Raw genomic sequence first — 20,206 nt, forward strand, 5'->3', positions numbered from 1 at the left:
ACATCCACGATTCGGCTTCCTCTTCCCGAATTGCGACAACCTGCCGTAGGGGAAACCTACAGCAGGAGGATATCGATGTATACTTTTGTATTCGGTTTTGCCGCAACACGACTTCCTTCCAACCGGCTCGTATGCCATGATTATACGGGAGGCTGTGATTGTGCGGCCGTTGTGTCCTTCGCTCTTCCGGTGCCCGTTTCGGCGCCGTAACCGCGAGGCGCGCGGCTACCTGTTGCGGGAAGTGGAGGAGAGACCATGGGTGCGTTCGAGCATTCCCGTACCTACGACTACGTCATCGTGGGCGGCGGCACGGCAGGCTGTGTTCTGGCCAACCGGCTGTCGGCGGATCCGACGGTCGAGGTGCTGATGATCGAGGGCGGCGGCGAGGGGCGGGGCTTCTATGTCGACATGCCGCTTGGTCTCGCCTATCTCATCGGCAGGCCCCAATATGACTGGCTCTACAAGGGCGAGCCTGAACCCCATCTCAATGGACGCCAGCTTGCACTGCCGCGCGGAAAAATGCTCGGGGGCAGTTCCGCCATCAACGGCCTGATCTATGTACGCGGCCATGCCTACGACTACGACCAATGGGCGCAGCTCGGCAATCGCGGCTGGTCGTGGGAAAGTGTGCTGCCCTATTTCAAGCGTTCCGAAGCTTTCCATCGTCCGGATGAGGGGGCTCACGGCACGGAGGGCGAATGGGCGGTTTCCGATCCCAATGTGCGGTGGGAGGCCCTCGAAGCCTATCGCCGGGCAGCGATCGAGCAGGGTATTCCCGCTGCGGACGACTACAATTCCGGCGACAATGAAGGCGTGGCCTTCTTCGTCGCCACCATCAAGAACGGTGTGCGCCACTCCACCGCCCGCGCATTTCTGGAGCCGGTCCGCAACCGCCGCAACCTAACGGTCGTCACCCGCGCCCTCGTCGACCGGGTGACCTTCGACGGCAAGCGGGCGAGCGGCGTCGTGTTCAGCCTCGATGGCCAGAATCACGAGGCTAAGGCGGGGCGGGAAGTCATTCTGTCGGCCGGAGCCTATAGCTCGCCGGCCATTCTCGAACGCTCCGGCGTTGGTGCGCCGGACGTTCTGGCAGCGGCCGGGATAGAGGTGCTGCACGCATTGCCGGGTGTCGGCGAAAACCTGCAGGATCACTGGCACATCCGGGTGCAGCATCGTCTTCACAATACCCATACGCTGAATACCCGCGCCGGCACACGGCTTGGCCGGATGCTGCTCGGCATGCAGTATCTTGCGACCAAACGCGGGCCGCTCGGCGGGTCGCCGACGCTGCTCGGCGCCTTCCTCAAGACCACGCCGGATGCGCCGGCGCCGGAAATCCAGATCCACGTCTCCGGCTCCACCTCGCCGAGTTTCGGCGGCGCCATGCATCCGTTCCCCGGCATCACCTCGTCGGCGTGCATCCTGCGGCCGGAAAGTCGCGGCCATTGCCACGTCGCGGTGGGCGACCCTTCGGTCCAGCCGCGCATCCTGCACAATTTCCTGAAAGAGGAGGCGGACCGGGAGATCCTGATACGATCGATCGAGGCTGTCCGGCGCATTGTTGCAAGCCCGGCCATGGCGCGTTTCGAGCCGGAGGAAATAGCGCCGACTGCTGCCGTGCAGTCCCACGACGACATGCTCGATTATGCCCGCCAAACCCTCAACACCACCTTCCATCCCGTCGGCACCTGCAAGATGGGCCGCGACCGCATGGCGGTGGTCGACGATCGGCTGCGGGTCCATGGTCTCACCGGCCTGCGCGTCGTCGATGCCTCGATCATGCCCACCATCGTCTCTGGGAACACCCAGGCCCCGACCGTGATGATCGCGGAAAAGGCGGCGGACTTCATTCGCGAGGAAAAGATGGGAGCGCAGGCGGCATGAGGCAATCAAAGAGGGACGTTGCGAGACTGACACCCAAGGATAATTCATCGACCAACAATGAGCGAGACGTTTACGAAAATGGCTAGATTCGAAACCGCCGGGGCGATCGACTGCGACGTCCATCCGCCGACACCGCGTCGTGCCGACCTGCTTCCCTATCTCGACGACTATTGGCAGGAGATCGTCACCTCGCGCGAAGTCGACGTGCTGGAACTGATGAGTTTTCCCGAGCGCACGCGTCCCTACATGCGGCCCGACTGGGCATGGAGCAGCGATCCGCTCACGCAGATGCAGAAGAACCTGCTCGACCCGCTCGGTCTCGAAGGCGCCATCCTCAACGTTGTTTCCGGCGCCCACGCCTTGTTCGATCCTTACCTCTCAGCCGCCATATGCCGCGCCACCAACGACTGGCTTGCCGACAAGTGGTTGAGCCGCGACAGCCGGCTGAGGGCGTCCATGCTGGTGCCGTTCCAGAATGTCGAGGCCGCGGTCGAGGAGATCGAGCGTCGCGCCGACGACAAGCGTTTCGTGCAGATCCTGACGCTCGCCATGACCGAGCTTCCGCTCGGCCGGCGCACCTACTGGCCGATCTACGAGGCGGCCGAGAAACACGGCCTGCCGATCGGCATTCATGCGGGATCGAATTTCCGCCATGCGCCGAGCCATAGCGGCTTCCATTCCTTCCTGATCGAGGACCATGTGGTGCAGCCGCAAGGCTTCGCAACCCAGGTCGCGAGCCTGATTTCCGAAGGCGTCTTCGTCAAATACCCAAAGTTGACGGCGGTGATGATCGAATCCGGCGTCACCTGGATGCCGGCGCTGATGTGGCGCATGAGCAAGGACTGGCGCGGCACCCGCATCGAGGTTCCGTGGGTCAAGGACGCGCCGGCCGACATCATCCGCCGGCATATCCGCATGACATCGCAGCCCTTCGACGGGCCTGATGATGTCGAGGACGTCGCCAAGACGCTCGACCATCTGCTCAGCGATGATATGCTGCTGTTCTCCTCGGACTATCCGCATTGGCATTTCGAGGGGTTGGACGTGCTGCCCGAGGGCCTGCCGGAAGCCAAGGTGAACAAGATCCTTCGCGACAACGTTCTCGCCACCTATCCGAGATTTGGAGGCTGACCCATGGAAACCCCGGTACTCGAACGTAGCTCCGAAAAATCCCAGATCCAGGGCGTGGTGGATTGCGACGTGCATCCGGCCTTCTCAAAGCCCGACCAGTTGCTCGACTATCTCCCCGAACGCTGGAAAACGCATGTGCGCGATTTTGCCGTGCGCACGGCAAACCCCTTGCTCGGTACACTGCCCTATCCGCGCATGACGCCGGGCAACGGCATGCGCCGCGATTCTTGGCCGCCGAACGGTGGCCCTCCGGCATCCGACCTTGCTTTCCTACAGCAACAGCTGCTCGAGGAGTGCAATATCGACTACGGCATCCTGCAGCCGCTCGCGGCGGGCAGCATGGCTTTCAACCAGGAACTCGGCGCAGCGCTCTGCGCGGCCCTGAACGACTGGCAGATCGACAAATTTGCCGGGCCGGAACCGCGGCTGAAAGCCTCCATTTGTATCTCCCAAGAGGATGCGAAGGAATCGGTCGCCGAGATCGACCGGCGCGTCACCGACCGCCGCTTCGTGCAGATCGCCATGCCGCCGCGCACGCTGGAGCCCTGCGGCCGCCGCCGCTACTGGCCGATCTACGAGGCGGCCGAGCACTACGGCCTGCCGATCGGGCTCCATACCAGTGCCTTCGGCTACCGCCCGAATACGCCGTCCGGCTGGAGCTCGTTTTATCTGGAGGAACACTACGCAGCCTCCAACAGCCTCCAGACCGTGCTCTCCAGCATGATCCTCGAAGGCGTGTTCGAGCAGTTCCCGAAGCTGAAGATCGTGCTCGTAGAGGGCGGCTTCTCCTGGCTGCCGTCGCTCGTCTGGCGCCTCGACCGGGAATGGAAGCGTATGCGTGACGAGGTTCCTCATGTGAAGCGCAAGCCGTCGGAATATGTGCGCGAGAACTTCTGGTACACGACCCAGCCGATCGAGGAGCCGGAGAACAACCGGCATCTCCTCGATATCCTGCGCTGGATCGGCACCGACCGGCTGATGTTCTCGACCGACTACCCGCACTGGGATTTCGACGACCCGCGCTTCGCCTTCAAGGTGCCGCTGACGCCCGCCGAGCGTTCCGCCATCTTCCGCGACAACGCGGTGGAACTGTTTGGCCTGAAATGAGCACGACGCCAACGCGGGAAAAGCGTCCACCCGCCCGCCACGTCGTCGCTCGTGTCGACGAGATCGCGCCGGGCGCTTCCAAGCTGGTCCATGTGGAAGGCCGCGACATCGCGGTTTTCAACGTCGCCGGCGAGTTCATGGCCATCGCCAACCGCTGTCCGCATGAAGGGGCTGACCTCTGCAAGGGCAAGCTCACCTCGCTCTTCGAGTCCGACGAGCCGGGCGTCGTCAAGATGAGCCGTCACGGTGAACTGGTACGATGCCCCTGGCATGGCTGGGAATTCGACCTGCGCTCGGGAAAATCCTGGTGCGACCCGGCGCGCACGAGGGTGAAGAGCTACGACGTCGCCGTGGAACACGGCGCCAGGCTCGTCGAGGGGACGTATCGCGCGGAAGTCTTCAAGATCTCCGTCGATGACGAGTATGTCGTGCTCGAACTCTGAGCCACCCGCCAGGCGCCGATCAGCATCCGGATTGCGTTTTGACCCTGCACGGGGCGCTGAGGAATCACGACCTCCCGTCGAGCTCCGGACGCGCTCGCCGACTATGGCGACGACGGGGAGTGGAAGTCGTCATTCATGGGCCAGAAACGACAAAAGCGCGCCGAAAGGCGCGCTTTTGTTGAAATTGGCTCCCCGGGCCGGATTCGAACCGGCGACCTGTCGATTAACAGTCGAATGCTCTACCGCTGAGCTACCAGGGATCATCCGCGAAGGGTCGCGGCGTGTGCGGCGGGTAATACAAATGCTTTGTCGTTTTGCCAAGCGGTTTTTGCAAAAAAAACGAACTTGGTTGTTTTATCCCCGGTAAAGCCCCATTTCCCGGGCAAAGCTAGGCCTTTAACCGGTGAGGATAATCGAGAGTGGCAGGTGAACGGAAGCCGACGCGATTTGGAATGGACCCGCAAAGCGGCAAGTTGGCGCTCGGCAGCGTACAGATTCCCATGCCGCGCTCGCGGATCGGCCGAGTCGTCGTCGGTCTCGGCCTGATTTTCGGCGGTGTGCTCGGCTTCCTGCCGATTCTCGGCTTCTGGATGGTGCCGCTCGGCTTCCTGGTGCTTTCGCACGATCTGCCCTTCGTGCGGCGTCAGCGGCGCCGTATCGGGCTCTGGTGGGCAAGGCGGCGGGCGCGCAAGGCCGAGCAGCGATAAGGCTGCCCCAACTCAGGCGAACATCGATGCGATACCCTGGCCGGCGCTGAATGCCACATAGGCGAGCACGCCAAAATAGATCACCGTGATGACGTTGAAGAGGTAGCCGCCGAGGACGATCAGCCCGTCGCGCTGGATCATGCCGGTCGACAGAAGCAGGATCGCGATCGCCGGCAGCGTATTGGAGAAGGGCACCAGACCCAGCGGAAACATCAGGAGCACGCCGCCGGCCGCGATCGCCAGGCCGTTCACCCGATTGACGAGCCGCCCGGTGGTCAATGCGGAGATGCGCGGCTTCAGGAACCGGTCGAGGCGCGAAACGATACTGACACCTTTTTCCAGTGCCGGCAGCAGTTTTTTCGTATCGAGCTCACGGTCGAGGATTTTCTTCGGCAGCCACGGCAGCCGGTTGGCGGTGATCGCCAGGCTGATCAGGATGATCGCCGCCCCGAACACGGTGCTGACGCCGGGGATCGATACGGGGAGGAGGAAAGGCAGGGAGGCGACGGCGCAGATGAGCAGCAGGCCCTGTTCGCCGACCGCGTCCATCAATTGGCGCAGCGTCACCGACTGACCCGTGATGCCGTCGATAAGCTGCCGCAGCGTGCCGCTCAGCGAGGTTGAGGTATCGTCGAACTCGATGCTTGCGCTCACTCTTCGTTTCTCCATTCCGCTTCAATTGAGCGGCATGGATATCAACAAACCGTGTCCTCGCAAAGGCGCGAGCCACAACCTGCCGGAAACGTGAACGCCCCGGCGTCTCATGAAAATCAAAAGGCTGCGCGGTCCGCTATCGGGCCGTTATCGAGACTGGGCCCAATAATCGTACGCTCCGCAGGCCAGCACGATCACGAGGATCGCCAGCACCACCGGATTGAGCGTGGTGATGAATTCCAGATATTGCATAACGGTCTCCTCCTACCGCATGGTCGCCGCCCGGTGCTCCCCACCCGACAACGACGTCATTTTAGCACAGTCGCCGGGCTGTCGCTACTTTAGTGTTGCCTTAGAGACTCTGGCGCATCTCTCCCCGAATCACTAGGATTGCTCCCGGGATTGAAGACGAGGGTGAACATGGGTCTGAGAGTGATCGAAGGCGGGCTTGCGGCCTGCGTGGCGAAGCCTGCCGATCTGGCCGAGGGCGATATGCCGAGCCGCGACGACGTGCTTCGCGAGGCCGAGCGGAGGATCAGGTCGACCGGGTACGAGACCTGGCGCAATCGGGAAAGTTTGACCGGCATACCGGTGCCGCGCGAAATCCGTTATCTGGCCATGCAGATCGGTTTCGTGGCTGAAGCCATCGCCAGATTGGCCGACATTCCGGCTGATTATCGTTCCGACTTCTACTGGCCAGCGTAAGCGCCGCCGTGTGATCGGCAGGCGTTAAAACAGGGTCACGAAAAGATGCCCCACATACAGGATGCTGGAAAGCGAACCAACGGTCGCGCACGCCGCCAAGGCGTCAGAAACACTGAGTTTCATACTGAATCATCGCCGTCATGGCGATCCTTCTCACAAGGATAAAAGACGACAACATCGCCGTCGTCTGCCGTTTTAAGCAAAATCCTTTAACGAACGTCCCGGTAAGGAAGCTTAACAAATCCTTTCCGGCGATGGTCGGAGCTCCAGGCTTCGCCTCATGGCGAAACCCGCTGGACATTGGGAAGGATCGCGGTCAGTTCAGCATCTTCGCCTCGATGCTCGCGAGAATGAAGGTTTCCCGCACCCTTTCCAGCGGGAGCTTGCGCTGCAGGCAGGCGGCGCATTCCTTCAGGGCCTTGATGTAATAGGTACCTTCGCGCACCGGCCAGCGCCAGTTGAGGTATTCCAGGGCTTCTCTCGGCCCGCGGATCGTTTCTGGGAAACCGTATCCAATGCGTACTCTGACCGGGGAACTCCACACGGCATCATCTGCTTCAGTTACGTTACTCGTCATGTCTACACCTTGCATTGCGGCGTAGGTAACTCATCCGAAAGGATTTGGTTCCTTGGGTTTGGTGAATTTTTTATGAAACCGGCTTGGGATGTTATCCCGGGGGCGCTGCGCACGCAGGTGCGGGGCTGGGGATGCAACAATCGACGTGCCGGCTGTGGCCTTCCTCGCCTCGTGCAGGAAAAAAATGACAAACGGGCCAAACCCGCTTGCGCCGTTATTCGATTCGTTCTAAACGCCCGACACCACTCGCTCTTTATGCGTTCGGACGGCCTCGTGGCGGAGTGGTGACGCAGAGGACTGCAAATCCTTGCACCCGAGTTCGATTCTCGGCGAGGCCTCCATTTCCCCCTTCTTCCCGGACCTGTTCCTCAAATCCAAACGTGCTTTGATACCAAGCATTTACCACGCATTTTTGTGTGCGCTGCAACATGGTTAATTTTTAACCTTCTCCTCCTAGGCTCGGAACAGAAAGGCCCGCTCAGCAATTATGGGGTAGAACGGAGGGAAGGCGTCATGATCACCAGGATAATCAACGTACACCGCCAGGCGACCAACGAGGTCGAAGGCACCGGCACATTCGCCGACGGCATGTTCCCGCTGACCTCCGCCGAGCAGTCTGCCTTCGACAAGGACCACAGCCTGCGCTCTTCCTATAGCCGGGACTATGTGACCATCCGCAAGCTGGAAGAAGCGCCGCCGGCCTACGCTTGAGGCTGGGTCCCACGGTTGAGCCTAAGGAGAGGGAGGCGGTCTCCTCCGCTTTTTTGCTTCGAAAGCGGCCAGTGTCTTGAAAGCATGTCTTGCCCTCAGTAAGACGGTCATGCGTAGACCGGCGCATCGCCGGGTGATTTGGGACGACTGAGATGATGGATTTCGAAGCAGCACGGACGAAGATGGTCGAAAATCAGATCCGCACCACCGATGTCACGTCGCATTCGGTTCTGCGGGCCTTCTACAATGTTCCGCGCGAAGCCTTCGTGCCGGCCAAGGCAAAGTCGCTCGCCTATATCGATGCGGACATCGAGGTTGCCCCTGGTCGGTATCTGATGGAGGCCTCGCCGCTTGCCAAGCTTCTGCAGCTTGCCGCAATCACCAAGGACGACGTCGTGCTCGAAATCGGCACCGGCAGCGGTTATGCGACCGCCGTCCTGTCGCTGATCGCAGGCTCCGTCGTCTCTCTGGAGGCGGATGAGGCGCTGGCCTCGCAGGCAACCGCGACGCTCTCCTCGCTCGGCTACGACAATGTCGCGGTCGTTACCGGCGAGCTCGAGAATGGTTATGCCGCCGAGGCGCCCTATGACCTCATCTTCGTCAACGGTGCCGTCGAGGAAGTGCCTGCCGCGCTTCTGGAACAGCTGCGCGATGGCGGACGGCTGGTCGCTGTCGTCGGTTATGGCAATGCCGCCCAGGCGAAGGTGCTGGTGAAGGAGCAGGGTTCCATCTCCGAAAGCGCCTCTTTCAACGCCTCGGTGAAGCCGCTGCCGGGCTTCCGCAAGGCGAAGGAATTCGTGTTCTGATCGACCGGCGTGGTCTGAACGCCATGAACGGGAAGGGGCCTTGCGGCCCCTTTGTCGTTTCCGGCGGTGGCATCTGTTTATTTCACGCCAGTGTCACTTGTTTCCGGCAACTGTGACTTACGGGATTCACAACGCCAACAAAACTGTGTATCGGTAAGAGGCCTGGGGCACTTGTCATTGTTTCCAGCCCCCCCAACACCTTAGAGTAACGTCGATTCGGTTCACCCTCCACGGGGCCGATTCGAGTGCCGGTAACAGCGGGGATGAAAATGGCTCAGCCAAATGTAGCGCGTGAACCCTCCATGGAAGAAATCTTGGCGTCCATTCGCCGGATCATTGAAAGCAATGAACCGAATGCCGAGAACGCGCTCAGCGGCCAGCTTCCCCCGGTCTATGGCGACGACGAGATCGAAGACGGCGAAGAGACGGGCTTTGTTCCCGACATGGCTGCCAATGATCGCGGCGCGCCATCGCGCAACGAGCCGATGAACTACGCGTCGGGATCGTCGGGCCAGACGGCACAGCAGGATCGTACCTTGTCGCTCGCAGATGTCGCCGCAAGGGTCCGGGCCGCTTCCACCCGCCAGCAGGAGACCGGCCCCGTGCGCCTTTCGACTGCGCCGGCCCCGTCGGCGGTTGCCTCTTCCGCGCAAACGCCGTCCTCGCCCCCACCGGCGGCACGCCAGGAGGAGCCGGCTCAGCTTCGCCCGATGCCGCGCATGCCGGAATTCCGCGAACCGGTCGCCCAGGCCGCCCCGTCCACGCAGGCCGCTCCGGTTTCGCAGCCGGTCGCGCCGCAGCCGGAGCCGGTCCAGCGTGTCATGATGCCGGTCTTCGATCCGCCGCTGTCGGCTCCGCACAGAGCCGAAGCACCGGCGCGGCCCGAACCAAGAATCGAGCCGAAAACAGAACCGAAGCTCGCCGCAGAATCCGCCCCGCGCAGCCTGCCGGCGAAGATCGAGGAGACCGCGAACCTGCTGTCCGCCGAAGCCGGCGCTCAGGTCGCAAAATCCTTCAGCGAGCTCGCCTCGGTATTCAACGGCATGGAACGCCGCTCGCTCGAGGATATGGCCGGCGACATGCTGCGCCCGATGCTGCAGGAATGGCTGGACGACAACCTGCCGACGCTGGTCGAGCGCCTGGTGCGCGAGGAAATCGAACGCGTATCCCGTGGCACGCGCCGCTAAGCCAGCGGCTGGCTTAGCCCATCCGCCCGCAAGGCTGATCGATACGGCCGCTCCGGTGACGGGGCGGCTTTTTTATTGACTTGGAACACCCCATCCTATTTACACCCCGATAGCTCTCAAAGAACAAAAACGGGTCAGGAAATGCTCGAAAAGACCTATGATTCCGCAGAAGTAGAACCGAGGATCGCCAAGGCCTGGGACGAGGCCGACGCTTTTCGCGCCGGCGTCAACGCCAAGCCGGGCGCGGAAACCTTCACGATCGTGATCCCGCCGCCGAACGTGACCGGTTCGCTGCATATGGGCCACGCGCTCAACAACACGCTGCAGGACATCATGATCCGCTTCGAGCGGATGCGCGGCAAGGACGTGCTCTGGCAGCCGGGCATGGACCATGCGGGCATCGCCACCCAGATGGTCGTCGAGCGCCAGTTGATGGAGCGCCAGCTTCCGGGACGCCGCGAGATGGGCCGCGAGGCCTTCGTCGACAAGATTTGGGAATGGAAGGAAGAATCGGGCGGTCTAATCTTCAACCAGCTGAAGCGTCTCGGTGCTTCCTGTGACTGGTCACGCGAACGTTTCACCATGGACGAGGGCCTGTCGGCCGCGGTCCTGGAAGTCTTCGTCACGCTCTACAAGCAGGGCCTGATCTACAAGGACAAGCGCCTCGTCAACTGGGACCCGAAGCTGCTGACCGCGATTTCCGACCTCGAGGTCGAGCAGCACGAGGTCAACGGCAACCTCTGGCATTTCCGCTATCCGCTCGAAGAAGGCGTCACCTACCAGTATCCGGTCACCTTCGACGAAGACGGCAATGCGACCGAATTCGAAACGCGCGACTATATCGTCGTCGCGACGACGCGTCCCGAAACCATGCTCGGCGATACCGGCATTGCCGTGAACCCCGAGGATGAACGCTACAAGGCTATCGTCGGCAAGCACGTCATCCTGCCGATCGTCGGCCGCAGAATCCCGATCGTCGCGGACGATTATGCCGATCCGACGGCCGGCACCGGGGCGGTCAAGATCACGCCCGCGCACGATTTCAACGACTTCGAAGTCGGCAAGCGGGCAGGGCTGCGCGCCATCAACGTCATGAATATCGACGGTACGATCACCATCAAGGACAACGAGGATTTCCTGGAAGGGCTTGATCATCCCGCCGCCCTTCACGGCGCCTGGGACCGTCTCGAAGGTCAGGACCGTTTCACCGCCCGCAAGATCGTCGTCGAGATTTTCGAGGAAGCCGGCCTGCTCGACAAGATCGAGCCGCACAAGCATATGGTCCCGCATGGCGACCGTGGCGGCGTGCCGATCGAGCCGCGACTGACCGAACAGTGGTATGTCGATGCCCACATCCTGGCGCAGCCGGCGATCGCTTCCGTCAAGGAAGGGCGCACCAAGTTCGTGCCGAAGAACTGGGACAAGACCTATTTCGAATGGATGGAGAACATCCAGCCCTGGTGCATCTCCCGCCAACTCTGGTGGGGCCATCAGATCCCGGCATGGTACGGCCCGGACGGTCAGGTCTTTGTCGAAAAGACCGAGGAAGAAGCGCTGCAGGCGGCGATCCAGCATTACTTGTCGCACGAAGGCCCGATGAAGGCCCTCGTCGAAGATCTGCTGGAGAATTTCAAGCCGGGCGAGATCCTGACCCGCGATGAGGACGTGCTCGACACCTGGTTCTCTTCGGCGCTCTGGCCGTTCTCGACGCTCGGCTGGCCGGACCAGACCAAGGAACTCGAAAAGTATTATCCGACCAGCGTGCTGGTCACCGGTTTCGACATCATCTTCTTCTGGGTCGCCCGCATGATGATGATGGGCCTTCACTTCATGAAGGACGAGGACGGTAACCCGGTCGAACCCTTCCACACCGTCTATGTCCACGCCCTGGTGCGCGACAAGAGCGGTCAGAAGATGTCTAAGTCGAAGGGCAACGTCATCGATCCGCTCGACCTGATCGACGAATACGGCGCCGACGCGTTGCGCTTCACGCTGGCGATCATGGCGGCGCAGGGGCGTGACGTGAAGCTCGATCCGGCCCGCATCGCCGGTTACCGCAATTTCGGCACCAAGCTCTGGAATGCCACCCGCTTTGCCGAGATGAACGGCGTCAAGCGCGATCCGGCCTTCCAGCCGGAGGCAACGAAGCTCACCGTCAACCGCTGGATACTGACGGAGCTTTCCGAAACCATCCGCGACGTCACGGAGGCCGTCGAGACCCAGCGGTTCAACGAGGCGGCGGGTTCGCTCTACCGTTTCGTCTGGAACCAGGTCTGCGACTGGTATCTGGAACTCCTGAAGCCGATCTTCGCAAGCGGGGACGAGGGTGCCAAGGCAGAGGCCCAGGCCTGTGCCGCCTACGTGCTGGAAGAGACCTACAAGCTCCTGCATCCGTTCATGCCGTTCATGACGGAAGAGCTCTGGGCCCACACCGAAACCCGCGACGGCCTGCTTTGCCACGCCGACTGGCCGGCGCCGGAATTCGCCGATCAGGCGGCTGCGGAAGAGATCAACTGGCTGGTTGACCTCGTCACCGGTCTGCGCTCGGCCCGCGCCGAGATGAACGTGCCGCCATCGGCCGTTGCACCGCTGATCGTCGTCGGCGCCAACGAACTGACCCAGGCGCGTCTGCGCCGTCACGAGGCGGCCGTCCGCCGTCTTGCGCGTGTCGAAACCATCGAGCTTGCCGACGCGGCGCCGAAGGGTTCCGCCCAGATCGTCGTCGGCGAGGCGACCGCCTGCCTGCCGCTCGGCAACCTGATCGACCTCGTGGCCGAAAAGGCGCGCATCGAGAAGGCGGTCGGCAAGACCGAGGCCGAGATGGACCGTATCGGCAAGAAGCTGGCCAACGAGAAGTTCGTCGCCAATGCCGATCCCGAAGTGGTTGCTGCCGAGCGCGAACGCTTCGCCGAGCTGGAAATCCAGATGGCGAACCTGAAGATCGCTCTTCTGCGCATCAGCGAAGCTGGCTGACCATCTTCATTGGGAATCAACGCGATCAGGGATGCCGCGCCGGAAACGGACGCGGCATTTCCTTTTCGCAACCATTTGTTGGCCTTGGGGCGCTTGTGTGCAACTGCTCACTTGCAGAAAGCCGCATTGTTGCCACATTGACACAGATAGCCGGCTTAAAATAATAAAATTCTAATTTTAACGATCGCGTTAAGGGAGAAAGAGCAATTTTGTGCCGAAATCGGCATCGAAGCCCCGGTTCCTGGTTTGCTTACGTAAATCTATAGAGCGTTTGCGCCGCGAAGCGCCGGACAGCCGAAAGTTGTCAATTGGAGCGAACCATCTAGAGTGATTTCGGTCACTTACCAGGGAGTGGGAGAATTTATGGTAAGCAAACTAATCTCAAGGGGCGTCTTTGCTCTCGTAGCTGGATGCACCCTTCAGTCGCCTGCGCTCGCAGGCGGCATCGAGCGGGGCGGATACAATATCGATCTGCTTTTTGATCCGTCTTCGGTCGCGATCGAGTCGACGGCCACCTTCGTGATGCCCCAGAGAAAACTCAAGAACGTCACCGATACATTCGCGGGAGATGGTCCACTCAACGCCTTGGGTTATTCCAACTCGGTTGATGAGACGGAAGACTACTGGTCGCCGCGTATCGGCGCCAAGGCGGGCTTCGAGGGATTCGACTGTATGGTCGACTACTCGCAGCCCTATGGCGCACATACTAACCCAGGCGCCCGTTGGGCCGGGGCAAACCAGAACATCGAAACAAAGATCAACAGCGACAACTACGCGCTGACCTGCTCCTACAAATTCGATGCCGGCCCGGGCGACTTGCGTATCATCGGTGGCGGCAGCTATTTGCAGATGGACGGCTTCAAGGAGCGGCTGGTGGCGCCTCCTGGAGGACTGACCGGAACTGGTGTTGGACGGCTCGATCTTGAAGGCGACGGCTGGGGCTGGCGTGCGGGGCTTGCCTATGAAATCCCGGAATACGCTTTCCGCGCAAGCCTGATGTACTATAGCGAAGTCAAGCTGAAGGATGTCACCGGCGAGGTCGATCTGACTACACTTTCGCCACTCCTCGGGGGCGTGATCTCCGGCGCAGGCACGATCATTCCAGTCGAAGGATCGGCCACCATGCCGGAGGCTATCGAACTCAAGCTGCAATCCGGCATCGCTCCCGATTGGCTCGCCTTCGGATCGGTCAAATGGACCAATTGGAGCGTGTTGCAGCGGATCCCGTTCTACAATGCCGGCGGCGTGGAAGTTACCGCGCTTGAACTCGGATACCGGGACGGTTGGACGGTGACCGGCGGCGTAGGCCACAAGTTCAACGAACAGTGGAGCGGCGCGGTCAGCCTCACCTGGGATCGCGGGACTTCGCAGGGCTTTGGCACCCTCACGGATACCTGGACCGTTGGCGCAGGTGTCGCCTATTCGCCGAACAAGAACGTCGAGATTCGTTTGGCGGGCGTGCTTGGCATCCTGACCAGCGGCAGTTCAGGTGCCGTGACCATCGACGGCGTTGCCGCTGGTGACGAAGCAACATACCGGTTTGGTGACGATCTGGTTGCTGCTCTCTCGACGTCTCTGAAGGTCAAGTTCTGACTTCACTTGATTGAAGCTTGAAAGCCCGGTTGCGACCGGGCTTTTTTGTGGCGAATTTTAGTTCGGATGAGGAACAGTTTCGTCGTTTCTCTTGTGACGATTTAGCAACACTTTTTCGAGACTATTGTCAGGTGCCTTGAGAGGGGCGTTTCTGTCCACTTCCCGCCACAAACGGGGAGCAGCGATAGAGGAAGAACAGGCGCGGAACGCGGGGGCGGGGCGCGTAATTGGAGTATCATGGGCGGGTTTCTTTATGAAAAGCCGGGCTTTTTGCGCTCAGGCGGGCGGATTCTGATGTCGCCCTGTCCTGCCGCAATCGCTGCGGTTATGGGTCCTAGTCTTGCCGAAAACGGCGGCTACAGTTTCATTCGTCTCTCGGGAGGAGCAGGCGCGGGATATTCCCGGACAAATCTTGTTCCGGCAGCGAGCGATGCTCGGGCTGCGGCGGGTCGTCGCGCGCGGAGTGAAAGAAACTGAACCATGCCGAAGTCTGATTTTCGATCCATGAGAGTATTGCTTCTTGGAGCGTCGCTCGCCTCGATTTTGGCGGGATCGGCTGCGGCCTTCGATATCAAGTCGGGCGTGACGAAGGAGTCCGGCCCATTCGATCTCTTCAAGTTCGGCTTCAAGGCCTATAAGAACGGCCAGAAGGAAGATGCGGTCGAGGCCTACCGTTATGCCGCCGAGAAAGGCCATACCGGTTCGCGCTGGGCGCTTGCCAATATGTACGCCTATGGCGACGGCGTCGCGAAGGACGATTTCGAGGCCTTCAAGATCTATAACGAGATCGCGGCGCAGGGCGTCGAGCCCGGTTCGGAAGATACAGGCTTCTTCGTCAACGCGCTTCTGTCGCTGGCCAACTATTATCGCCGCGGCATTCCCGGCAGCCCGATCAAGCCGGATCTTTCACAGGCACGGCAACTTTATTTCCAGGCGGCATCCACATTCGGCGTGGCGGAAGCCCAGTTCCAGCTCGCCCGGATGATTCTCGCAGGCGAGGGCGGTACCGCCAACATCCAGCAGGCGAAGAAATGGCTGAACCAGGCCCGCAAGAGCGGCCATCCGGGCGCCATGTCGGTTTTCGGCAATGTCCTCTTCCAGGAAGGCCAGACGGTGCGGGGGCTCGCCTTCATGACGGCGGCGCTCGACAAGTGCACCGCCAAGGAATGTGTCTGGATGCAGCAATTGCAGGAGCAGGCATTTTCGGTCGTCGGCGAAGAGGATCGCCGCGGCGCGGTCGCCCTGTCTCAGGAGTTCGCCCGAGGCGTCGAATAACCGACGCCTCGCCGATCTTTCGGGCGATCAGCCGAAATCGAACATGCCGATGACGGGCACATGGTCCGAAGGCTTTTCCCAGGCCCGGACATGTTTCTCGATCGCGGTGGATTTCAGCCTGTCGGCGGCTTCCGCCGAGAGCAGGAGATGGTCGATGCGGATGCCGTTGTTCTTCTGCCAGGCGCCGGCCTGATAGTCCCAGAAGGAATAGAGCTTGGTCGCGTCTGTCGTGGCGCGTACCGCGTCGATAAGGCCGAGGTTTTCCAGGCGCCGGAAAGCGGCGCGGGTCTGCGGCAGGAACAGCGCGTCCGTCGCCCAAGCGGCCGGGTCGAAACAGTCATGTGGCTCGGGAATGACGTTGTAGTCACCGGCAAGGATCAGCGGCTCTTCGAGGAGAAGGCAGTTCTGCGCGTGCAGGCGCAGTCGCTCCATCCAGGCCAGCTTGTAGGGGTATTTGACCGGATCGTCGGCCGGGTTGCCGTTCGGCAGGTAGATGGAGGCAACGCGGATCGCGCCGCCCGGCACCGAAAAGACACCCTCGATGTAACGCGACTGCTCGTCCGTCTGTCCGTCCGGGCCTTCACCACCCGGCAGGCCGCGCATCACCTCGTCGGGCTTGGTCTTCGACAGCAGCGCGACGCCGTTGAATCCCTTCTGGCCGTGGGTCTCGACGTGATAGCCGAGCGCCTCGATCTCCAGCCGCGGGAAGGTTTCGTCGACGGACTTGATTTCCTGCAGGCAGACGATATCCGGAGAGGAATCGGTCAGCCACTGGCGCAGGCTGTCGATCCGCGCCTTGACGCCGTTGATGTTCCAGGTGGCGATCTTCATCGGCCCTTGCCTCCATGTTCGCTTCCTCTTTTAGCGAAAGAGGAAGCGTTGGGAAGGGCGAACTGCGCGCAAGGAAGGGTTATCAGATCGAGAAGCTGGTGCCGCAGCCGCAGCTGGCGACCGCGTTGGGGTTCTTGATCTGGAAGGACTGGCCGAGCAGGTTATCGACGAAGTCGATCTCCGAACCCGCAATATAGACGAGCGAGAGGCTGTCGATCAGCACCTTGGCATCGCCGTTTGCGATCACCACGTCGTCGTCCCCAGGCGCTTCGGCGAGATCGAACTTGTAGGAGAAGCCCGAACAGCCGCCGCCTTCGACCGAGACGCGCAGCGCCTGCTTGCCGGCTTCGTTGCCGACGATTTCGGCGATGCGCTTGGCCGCCGCATTTGAAAGAGTTACATTGGTTTCCATATTATCCGCCTCCTGCCGGGTTCAAGGCCCGGAGAGATTCCTGTCACCGGCATTGCGCGCAGCTTCACTATAGGTATGAAGACGTGAACGGCACGTCAATGGGCGGCAGGCGGCGGATGAACAAACAGGTGACGGCATGACGATCGATACCAGGGCGCTGGGTTTCGGCAGTGGCGAACGGGCGGTCTACGCCGCCAACCCCTGGGCGTCGCGCGGACGTCTGTTTCCCGAGGACGGCAGCCTGACGCGCTCGGAATTCCAGCGCGACCGCGATCGCATCGTCCATACCACGGCATTCCGGCGGCTGAAGCACAAGACGCAGGTTTTCATCAGCCCCGACGGCGACCACTACCGCACCCGGCTGACCCACACGATCGAGGTGGCGCAGATCGCCCGCGCACTTGCCCGCGCCCTGAAGCTCGACGAGGATCTCGCCGAAGGCGTGGCGCTGGTCCACGACTTTGGCCACACGCCGTTCGGCCATACCGGCGAAGATGCGCTGGACGAGATGCTGAAGCCCTATGGCGGTTTCGACCACAACGCCCAGTCTCTCCGCATCGTCACCAAGCTCGAACGCCGATATGCGGATTTCGACGGGCTCAATCTGACCTGGGAAAGCCTCGAAGGCCTCGTCAAGCACAATGGTCCGCTCCTGAGCGCCACCGGCGAGGGAACCCGTGGCCCCGTGCCGCAGCCGATCCGCGACTATTGCGAGCTGCATGATCTGGAACTCGCGAGCTATGCCAGCCTTGAAGCCCAGGTCGCCGCAATCGCCGACGACATCGCTTATAACACCCACGATATCGACGACGGGCTGCGTTCCGGCCTGCTGACCTTCGAGATGCTGGATGAGGTCCCGTTCCTCGCCAAGCTGATGACGGAGGTGAGGGCACGTTATCCGCATCTCGAACCGAGCCGTTTTGCCCACGAGATCATGCGCCGGCAGATCACTCATATGGTCGAGGACGTGATCGACGTGGCGCAGCACAATCTCGACAAGGTGGATCCGCAGAGCGCCGAAGACGTCCGTGCCGCGGGGCATGTCATCGCCACGTTCTCGCAGGAGATGGCCGAGACCGACCGCTGCATCAAGAAGCTCCTGTTCTCGCGCATCTACCGGCATCCCGACATCATGCGCATCCGCGCCGGCGCCTCCCAGATCGTCTCGGACCTGTTCGGCGCCTATATGAATGACCCGTCGCTGATGCGCAGCCACTATTGGGTCAATCATATCGCCGGGCTCGGCGAGACGGCGAGGGCGCGTCACGTGGGCGATTATCTCGCCGGAATGACAGACACGTTCGCAATCAAGGCGCATGGCGAGCTGTTTGACCAGACTCCGGATTTGCGCTAGGCACCGCCACCAATGACACTGGCCAGCAAGGGTCCTCGGGCATGTCTCGGGGATGATTGAACATGAATCTTTTTGCCGACTTCGAAACAAGAATTAAGAACGCTTTGGAAAGCCTTGATATTATCAGGGAAAAGCGAAGCGAGCTTGATTTCGGCCGTATCGCAGTCGAGCCGCCGCGCGACCAGAGCCACGGCGATGTGGCGACCAACGCCGCCATGGTTCTGGCAAAGCCGCTCGGCACCAATCCGCGTGCGCTTGCCGATATCATCGCCGAAGCGCTGCGTTCGGATTCCGACGTCAGCGAAGTTTCCGTGGCCGGTCCCGGGTTCATCAACATCCGGCTTGGCGCTCCTTACTGGCAGCGCCTGCTCGCATCGATCATTGCCGAGGGCACGAATTACGGCCGCTCCAAGGTTGGTGCAGAGAAGAAGGCGAATGTCGAATACGTCTCGGCGAACCCGACGGGTCCGATGCATGTCGGCCATTGCCGCGGCGCGGTGGTGGGGGATGCGCTGGCGAACCTGATGGAGTTTGCCGGTTACGACGTGACCAAGGAATACTACATCAACGATGCCGGCAGCCAGATCGACGTTCTGGCCCGCTCGGTCTTCCTGCGCTACCGCGAGGCATTGGGCGAGACGATTGGCGAGATCCCCTCGGGTCTTTATCCGGGCGACTATCTCGTGCCGGTCGGGCAGGCCCTGGCGGAGGAATACGGTCCGCGGCTGCACAACATGCCGGAAGACGCCTGGATGCCGATCGTCAAGGACAAGGCGATCGACTCGATGATGGCGCTGATCCGCGGCGATCTCGAAGCGCTCAACGTCCATCACGACGTCTTTTATTCGGAACGGACCTTGCATGCCAATGGCGCGCAGCGCATCCGCCAGGCGATCAACGACCTCACCTTCAAGGGGCACGTCTACAAGGGCACGCTGCCGCCGCCGAAGGGTCAGTTGCCGGAAGACTGGGAGGACCGCGAGCAGACGCTGTTCCGCTCCACCGAGGTGGGCGACGATATGGATCGGCCTCTGATCAAGTCGGACGGCAGCTATACTTACTTTGCGGCGGATGTTGCCTATTTCAAGGACAAGTTCGATCGTGGTTACGACGAGATGATCTATGTGCTCGGCGCTGACCACGGCGGCTACGTCAAACGCCTGGAGGCCGTCGCGCGCGCCGTCTCCGGCGGCAAGGCGAAGCTCACCGTGCTCCTCTGCCAGCTCGTCAAGCTGTACCGCAATGGCGAGCCCGTGAAGATGTCGAAGCGTTCCGGCAATTTCGTGACCCTTCGCGAAGTGGTCGACGAGGTCGGTCGCGACGCGGTGCGTTTCATGATGCTCTACAGGAAGAGCTCGGAGCCGCTCGATTTCGACTTCGCCAAGGTGACCGAACAGTCGAAGGACAATCCGGTCTTCTACGTGCAGTACGCCCATGCGCGCTGCTCGTCGGTGTTCCGGCAGGCAAAGGAAGCGTTTCCGGGTCTCGATTTCGATTCGCTAGACCTAAAAGGTTCGAGCAGCCTGATCAACGATCCGAACGAGATGCAACTGGTCGCCAAACTTGCGGAATACCCCAGGATCATTGAGGCTGCAGCCCAGGCGCAGGAGCCTCATCGGCTTGCTTTTTACCTCTATGATCTGGCAAGTTTCTTCCATGCGCATTGGAATAAGGGTAAAGAACAACCGGAATTACGCTTTGTTAACGATAAAAACCGAGAATTGAGTATTGCCAGGCTTGGGCTGGTGCATGCTGTCGCCTCTGTTTTGAAGTCAGGACTTGGAATCACAGGCACTGCGGCACCGGAAGAAATGCGGTAGATATCGCCACCATTTCCCCACATTGCACTGGCATAT

Annotated in this window: 18 protein-coding genes and 2 tRNA genes; 15 read left to right on the plus strand and 5 right to left on the minus strand. The window is 61.2% G+C overall.

Annotated features, from left to right (window positions below; translation table 11 throughout):
* The first annotated feature begins 255 nt into the window (after positions 1–255).
* The 4 genes from LZK81_RS09190 to LZK81_RS09205 all read left to right on the plus strand — a co-directional run bounded on the left by LZK81_RS09190 (position 256) and on the right by LZK81_RS09205 (position 4,565).
* Positions 256–1,884, plus strand: a complete 1,629-nt coding sequence (locus LZK81_RS09190) for a GMC family oxidoreductase (protein ID WP_233955947.1) — start codon at positions 256–258, stop codon at positions 1,882–1,884.
* Between the two features lie 78 nt (positions 1,885–1,962).
* A complete protein-coding gene (locus LZK81_RS09195; RefSeq protein ID WP_233955949.1) occupies positions 1,963–3,015 on the plus strand; it encodes an amidohydrolase family protein in 1,053 nt (350 codons plus the stop codon).
* Between the two features lie 3 nt (positions 3,016–3,018).
* Complete coding sequence (locus LZK81_RS09200) at positions 3,019–4,122, plus strand: amidohydrolase family protein (protein ID WP_233955950.1); 1,104 nt, start codon at positions 3,019–3,021, stop codon at positions 4,120–4,122.
* Positions 4,119–4,565: a Rieske (2Fe-2S) protein gene (locus LZK81_RS09205; RefSeq protein WP_046609031.1), complete on the plus strand. Its 447-nt coding sequence runs from the start codon at positions 4,119–4,121 to the stop codon at positions 4,563–4,565. Before LZK81_RS09200 ends, LZK81_RS09205 begins: the two co-directional genes overlap by 4 nt.
* 185 nt (positions 4,566–4,750) lie before the next feature.
* Here the strand turns inward: LZK81_RS09205 and LZK81_RS09210 are convergent.
* Positions 4,751–4,825, minus strand: a tRNA-Asn gene (locus LZK81_RS09210).
* Positions 4,826–5,017: 192 nt separating this feature from the next.
* Here LZK81_RS09210 and LZK81_RS09215 point away from each other — a divergent pair.
* Positions 5,018–5,272, plus strand: a complete 255-nt coding sequence (locus LZK81_RS09215; protein ID WP_233956513.1) for a hypothetical protein — start codon at positions 5,018–5,020, stop codon at positions 5,270–5,272.
* Positions 5,273–5,284: 12 nt separating this feature from the next.
* On the opposite strand, the gene LZK81_RS09220 is transcribed toward LZK81_RS09215, so the two are convergent.
* Positions 5,285–5,926, minus strand: a complete 642-nt coding sequence (locus tag LZK81_RS09220) for an exopolysaccharide biosynthesis protein (RefSeq protein WP_233955952.1) — start codon at positions 5,924–5,926, stop codon at positions 5,285–5,287.
* A gap of 420 nt (positions 5,927–6,346) precedes the next feature.
* On the opposite strand from LZK81_RS09220, the gene LZK81_RS09225 reads away from it, so the two are divergent.
* A complete protein-coding gene (locus LZK81_RS09225) occupies positions 6,347–6,631 on the plus strand; it encodes a hypothetical protein (protein ID WP_233955953.1) in 285 nt (94 codons plus the stop codon).
* Positions 6,632–6,947: 316 nt separating this feature from the next.
* Here LZK81_RS09225 and LZK81_RS09230 read toward each other — a convergent pair whose 3' ends face one another.
* The gene (locus LZK81_RS09230; RefSeq protein WP_046624116.1) at positions 6,948–7,208 is read right to left on the minus strand and encodes a DUF982 domain-containing protein; all 261 of its coding nucleotides are present in this window, start codon (positions 7,206–7,208) and stop codon (positions 6,948–6,950) included.
* Between the two features lie 267 nt (positions 7,209–7,475).
* Here LZK81_RS09230 and LZK81_RS09235 point away from each other — a divergent pair.
* From LZK81_RS09235 to exoR, 7 genes are all read left to right on the plus strand, one after another.
* Positions 7,476–7,549 (plus strand) — tRNA-Cys (locus LZK81_RS09235).
* Between the two features lie 172 nt (positions 7,550–7,721).
* Positions 7,722–7,919, plus strand: a complete 198-nt coding sequence (locus tag LZK81_RS09240; RefSeq protein ID WP_046606200.1) for a hypothetical protein — start codon at positions 7,722–7,724, stop codon at positions 7,917–7,919.
* Positions 7,920–8,071: 152 nt separating this feature from the next.
* Entirely contained in the window at positions 8,072–8,725 is a 654-nt protein-coding gene (locus tag LZK81_RS09245) for a protein-L-isoaspartate O-methyltransferase family protein (RefSeq protein WP_233955955.1), read from the plus strand.
* Positions 8,726–8,994: 269 nt separating this feature from the next.
* Positions 8,995–9,912 carry a DUF2497 domain-containing protein gene (locus LZK81_RS09250; protein ID WP_046606201.1) on the plus strand — a complete coding sequence of 306 codons (918 nt, stop codon included), beginning with the start codon at positions 8,995–8,997 and terminating at the stop codon, positions 9,910–9,912.
* 141 nt (positions 9,913–10,053) lie between these two features.
* Positions 10,054–12,885 (plus strand): valine--tRNA ligase, encoded by a 2,832-nt coding sequence (locus tag LZK81_RS09255; RefSeq protein ID WP_046606202.1) that lies wholly within the window; start codon positions 10,054–10,056, stop codon positions 12,883–12,885.
* A gap of 363 nt (positions 12,886–13,248) precedes the next feature.
* Entirely contained in the window at positions 13,249–14,478 is a 1,230-nt protein-coding gene (locus LZK81_RS09260) for an OmpP1/FadL family transporter (RefSeq protein WP_233956514.1), read from the plus strand.
* Between the two features lie 480 nt (positions 14,479–14,958).
* Positions 14,959–15,753: an exopolysaccharide production regulator ExoR gene (exoR, locus tag LZK81_RS09265; protein ID WP_046606204.1), complete on the plus strand. Its 795-nt coding sequence runs from the start codon at positions 14,959–14,961 to the stop codon at positions 15,751–15,753.
* Between the two features lie 27 nt (positions 15,754–15,780).
* On the opposite strand, the gene xth is transcribed toward exoR, so the two are convergent.
* Together xth and erpA are read right to left on the minus strand one after the other, a co-directional pair.
* Positions 15,781–16,584, minus strand: a complete 804-nt coding sequence (gene xth / locus LZK81_RS09270; protein ID WP_233955956.1) for an exodeoxyribonuclease III — start codon at positions 16,582–16,584, stop codon at positions 15,781–15,783.
* 82 nt (positions 16,585–16,666) lie between these two features.
* Positions 16,667–16,996 carry an iron-sulfur cluster insertion protein ErpA gene (erpA, locus tag LZK81_RS09275; RefSeq protein WP_233955957.1) on the minus strand — a complete coding sequence of 110 codons (330 nt, stop codon included), beginning with the start codon at positions 16,994–16,996 and terminating at the stop codon, positions 16,667–16,669.
* A gap of 136 nt (positions 16,997–17,132) precedes the next feature.
* Between erpA and LZK81_RS09280 the strand changes: the two genes are divergently transcribed.
* Both LZK81_RS09280 and argS read left to right on the plus strand, forming a co-directional pair.
* On the plus strand, positions 17,133–18,350 hold the full coding sequence (locus LZK81_RS09280) for a deoxyguanosinetriphosphate triphosphohydrolase (protein ID WP_233955959.1): 1,218 nt from the start codon (positions 17,133–17,135) through the stop codon (positions 18,348–18,350).
* 62 nt (positions 18,351–18,412) lie between these two features.
* The gene (argS, locus tag LZK81_RS09285; RefSeq protein WP_233955961.1) at positions 18,413–20,170 is read left to right on the plus strand and encodes an arginine--tRNA ligase; all 1,758 of its coding nucleotides are present in this window, start codon (positions 18,413–18,415) and stop codon (positions 20,168–20,170) included.
* Positions 20,171–20,206: the final 36 nt, after the last annotated feature.

Origin of the sequence: Neorhizobium galegae, assembly GCF_021391675.1 — a bacterium.
In the GTDB taxonomy this organism is placed as follows: domain Bacteria; phylum Pseudomonadota; class Alphaproteobacteria; order Rhizobiales; family Rhizobiaceae; genus Neorhizobium; species Neorhizobium galegae_B.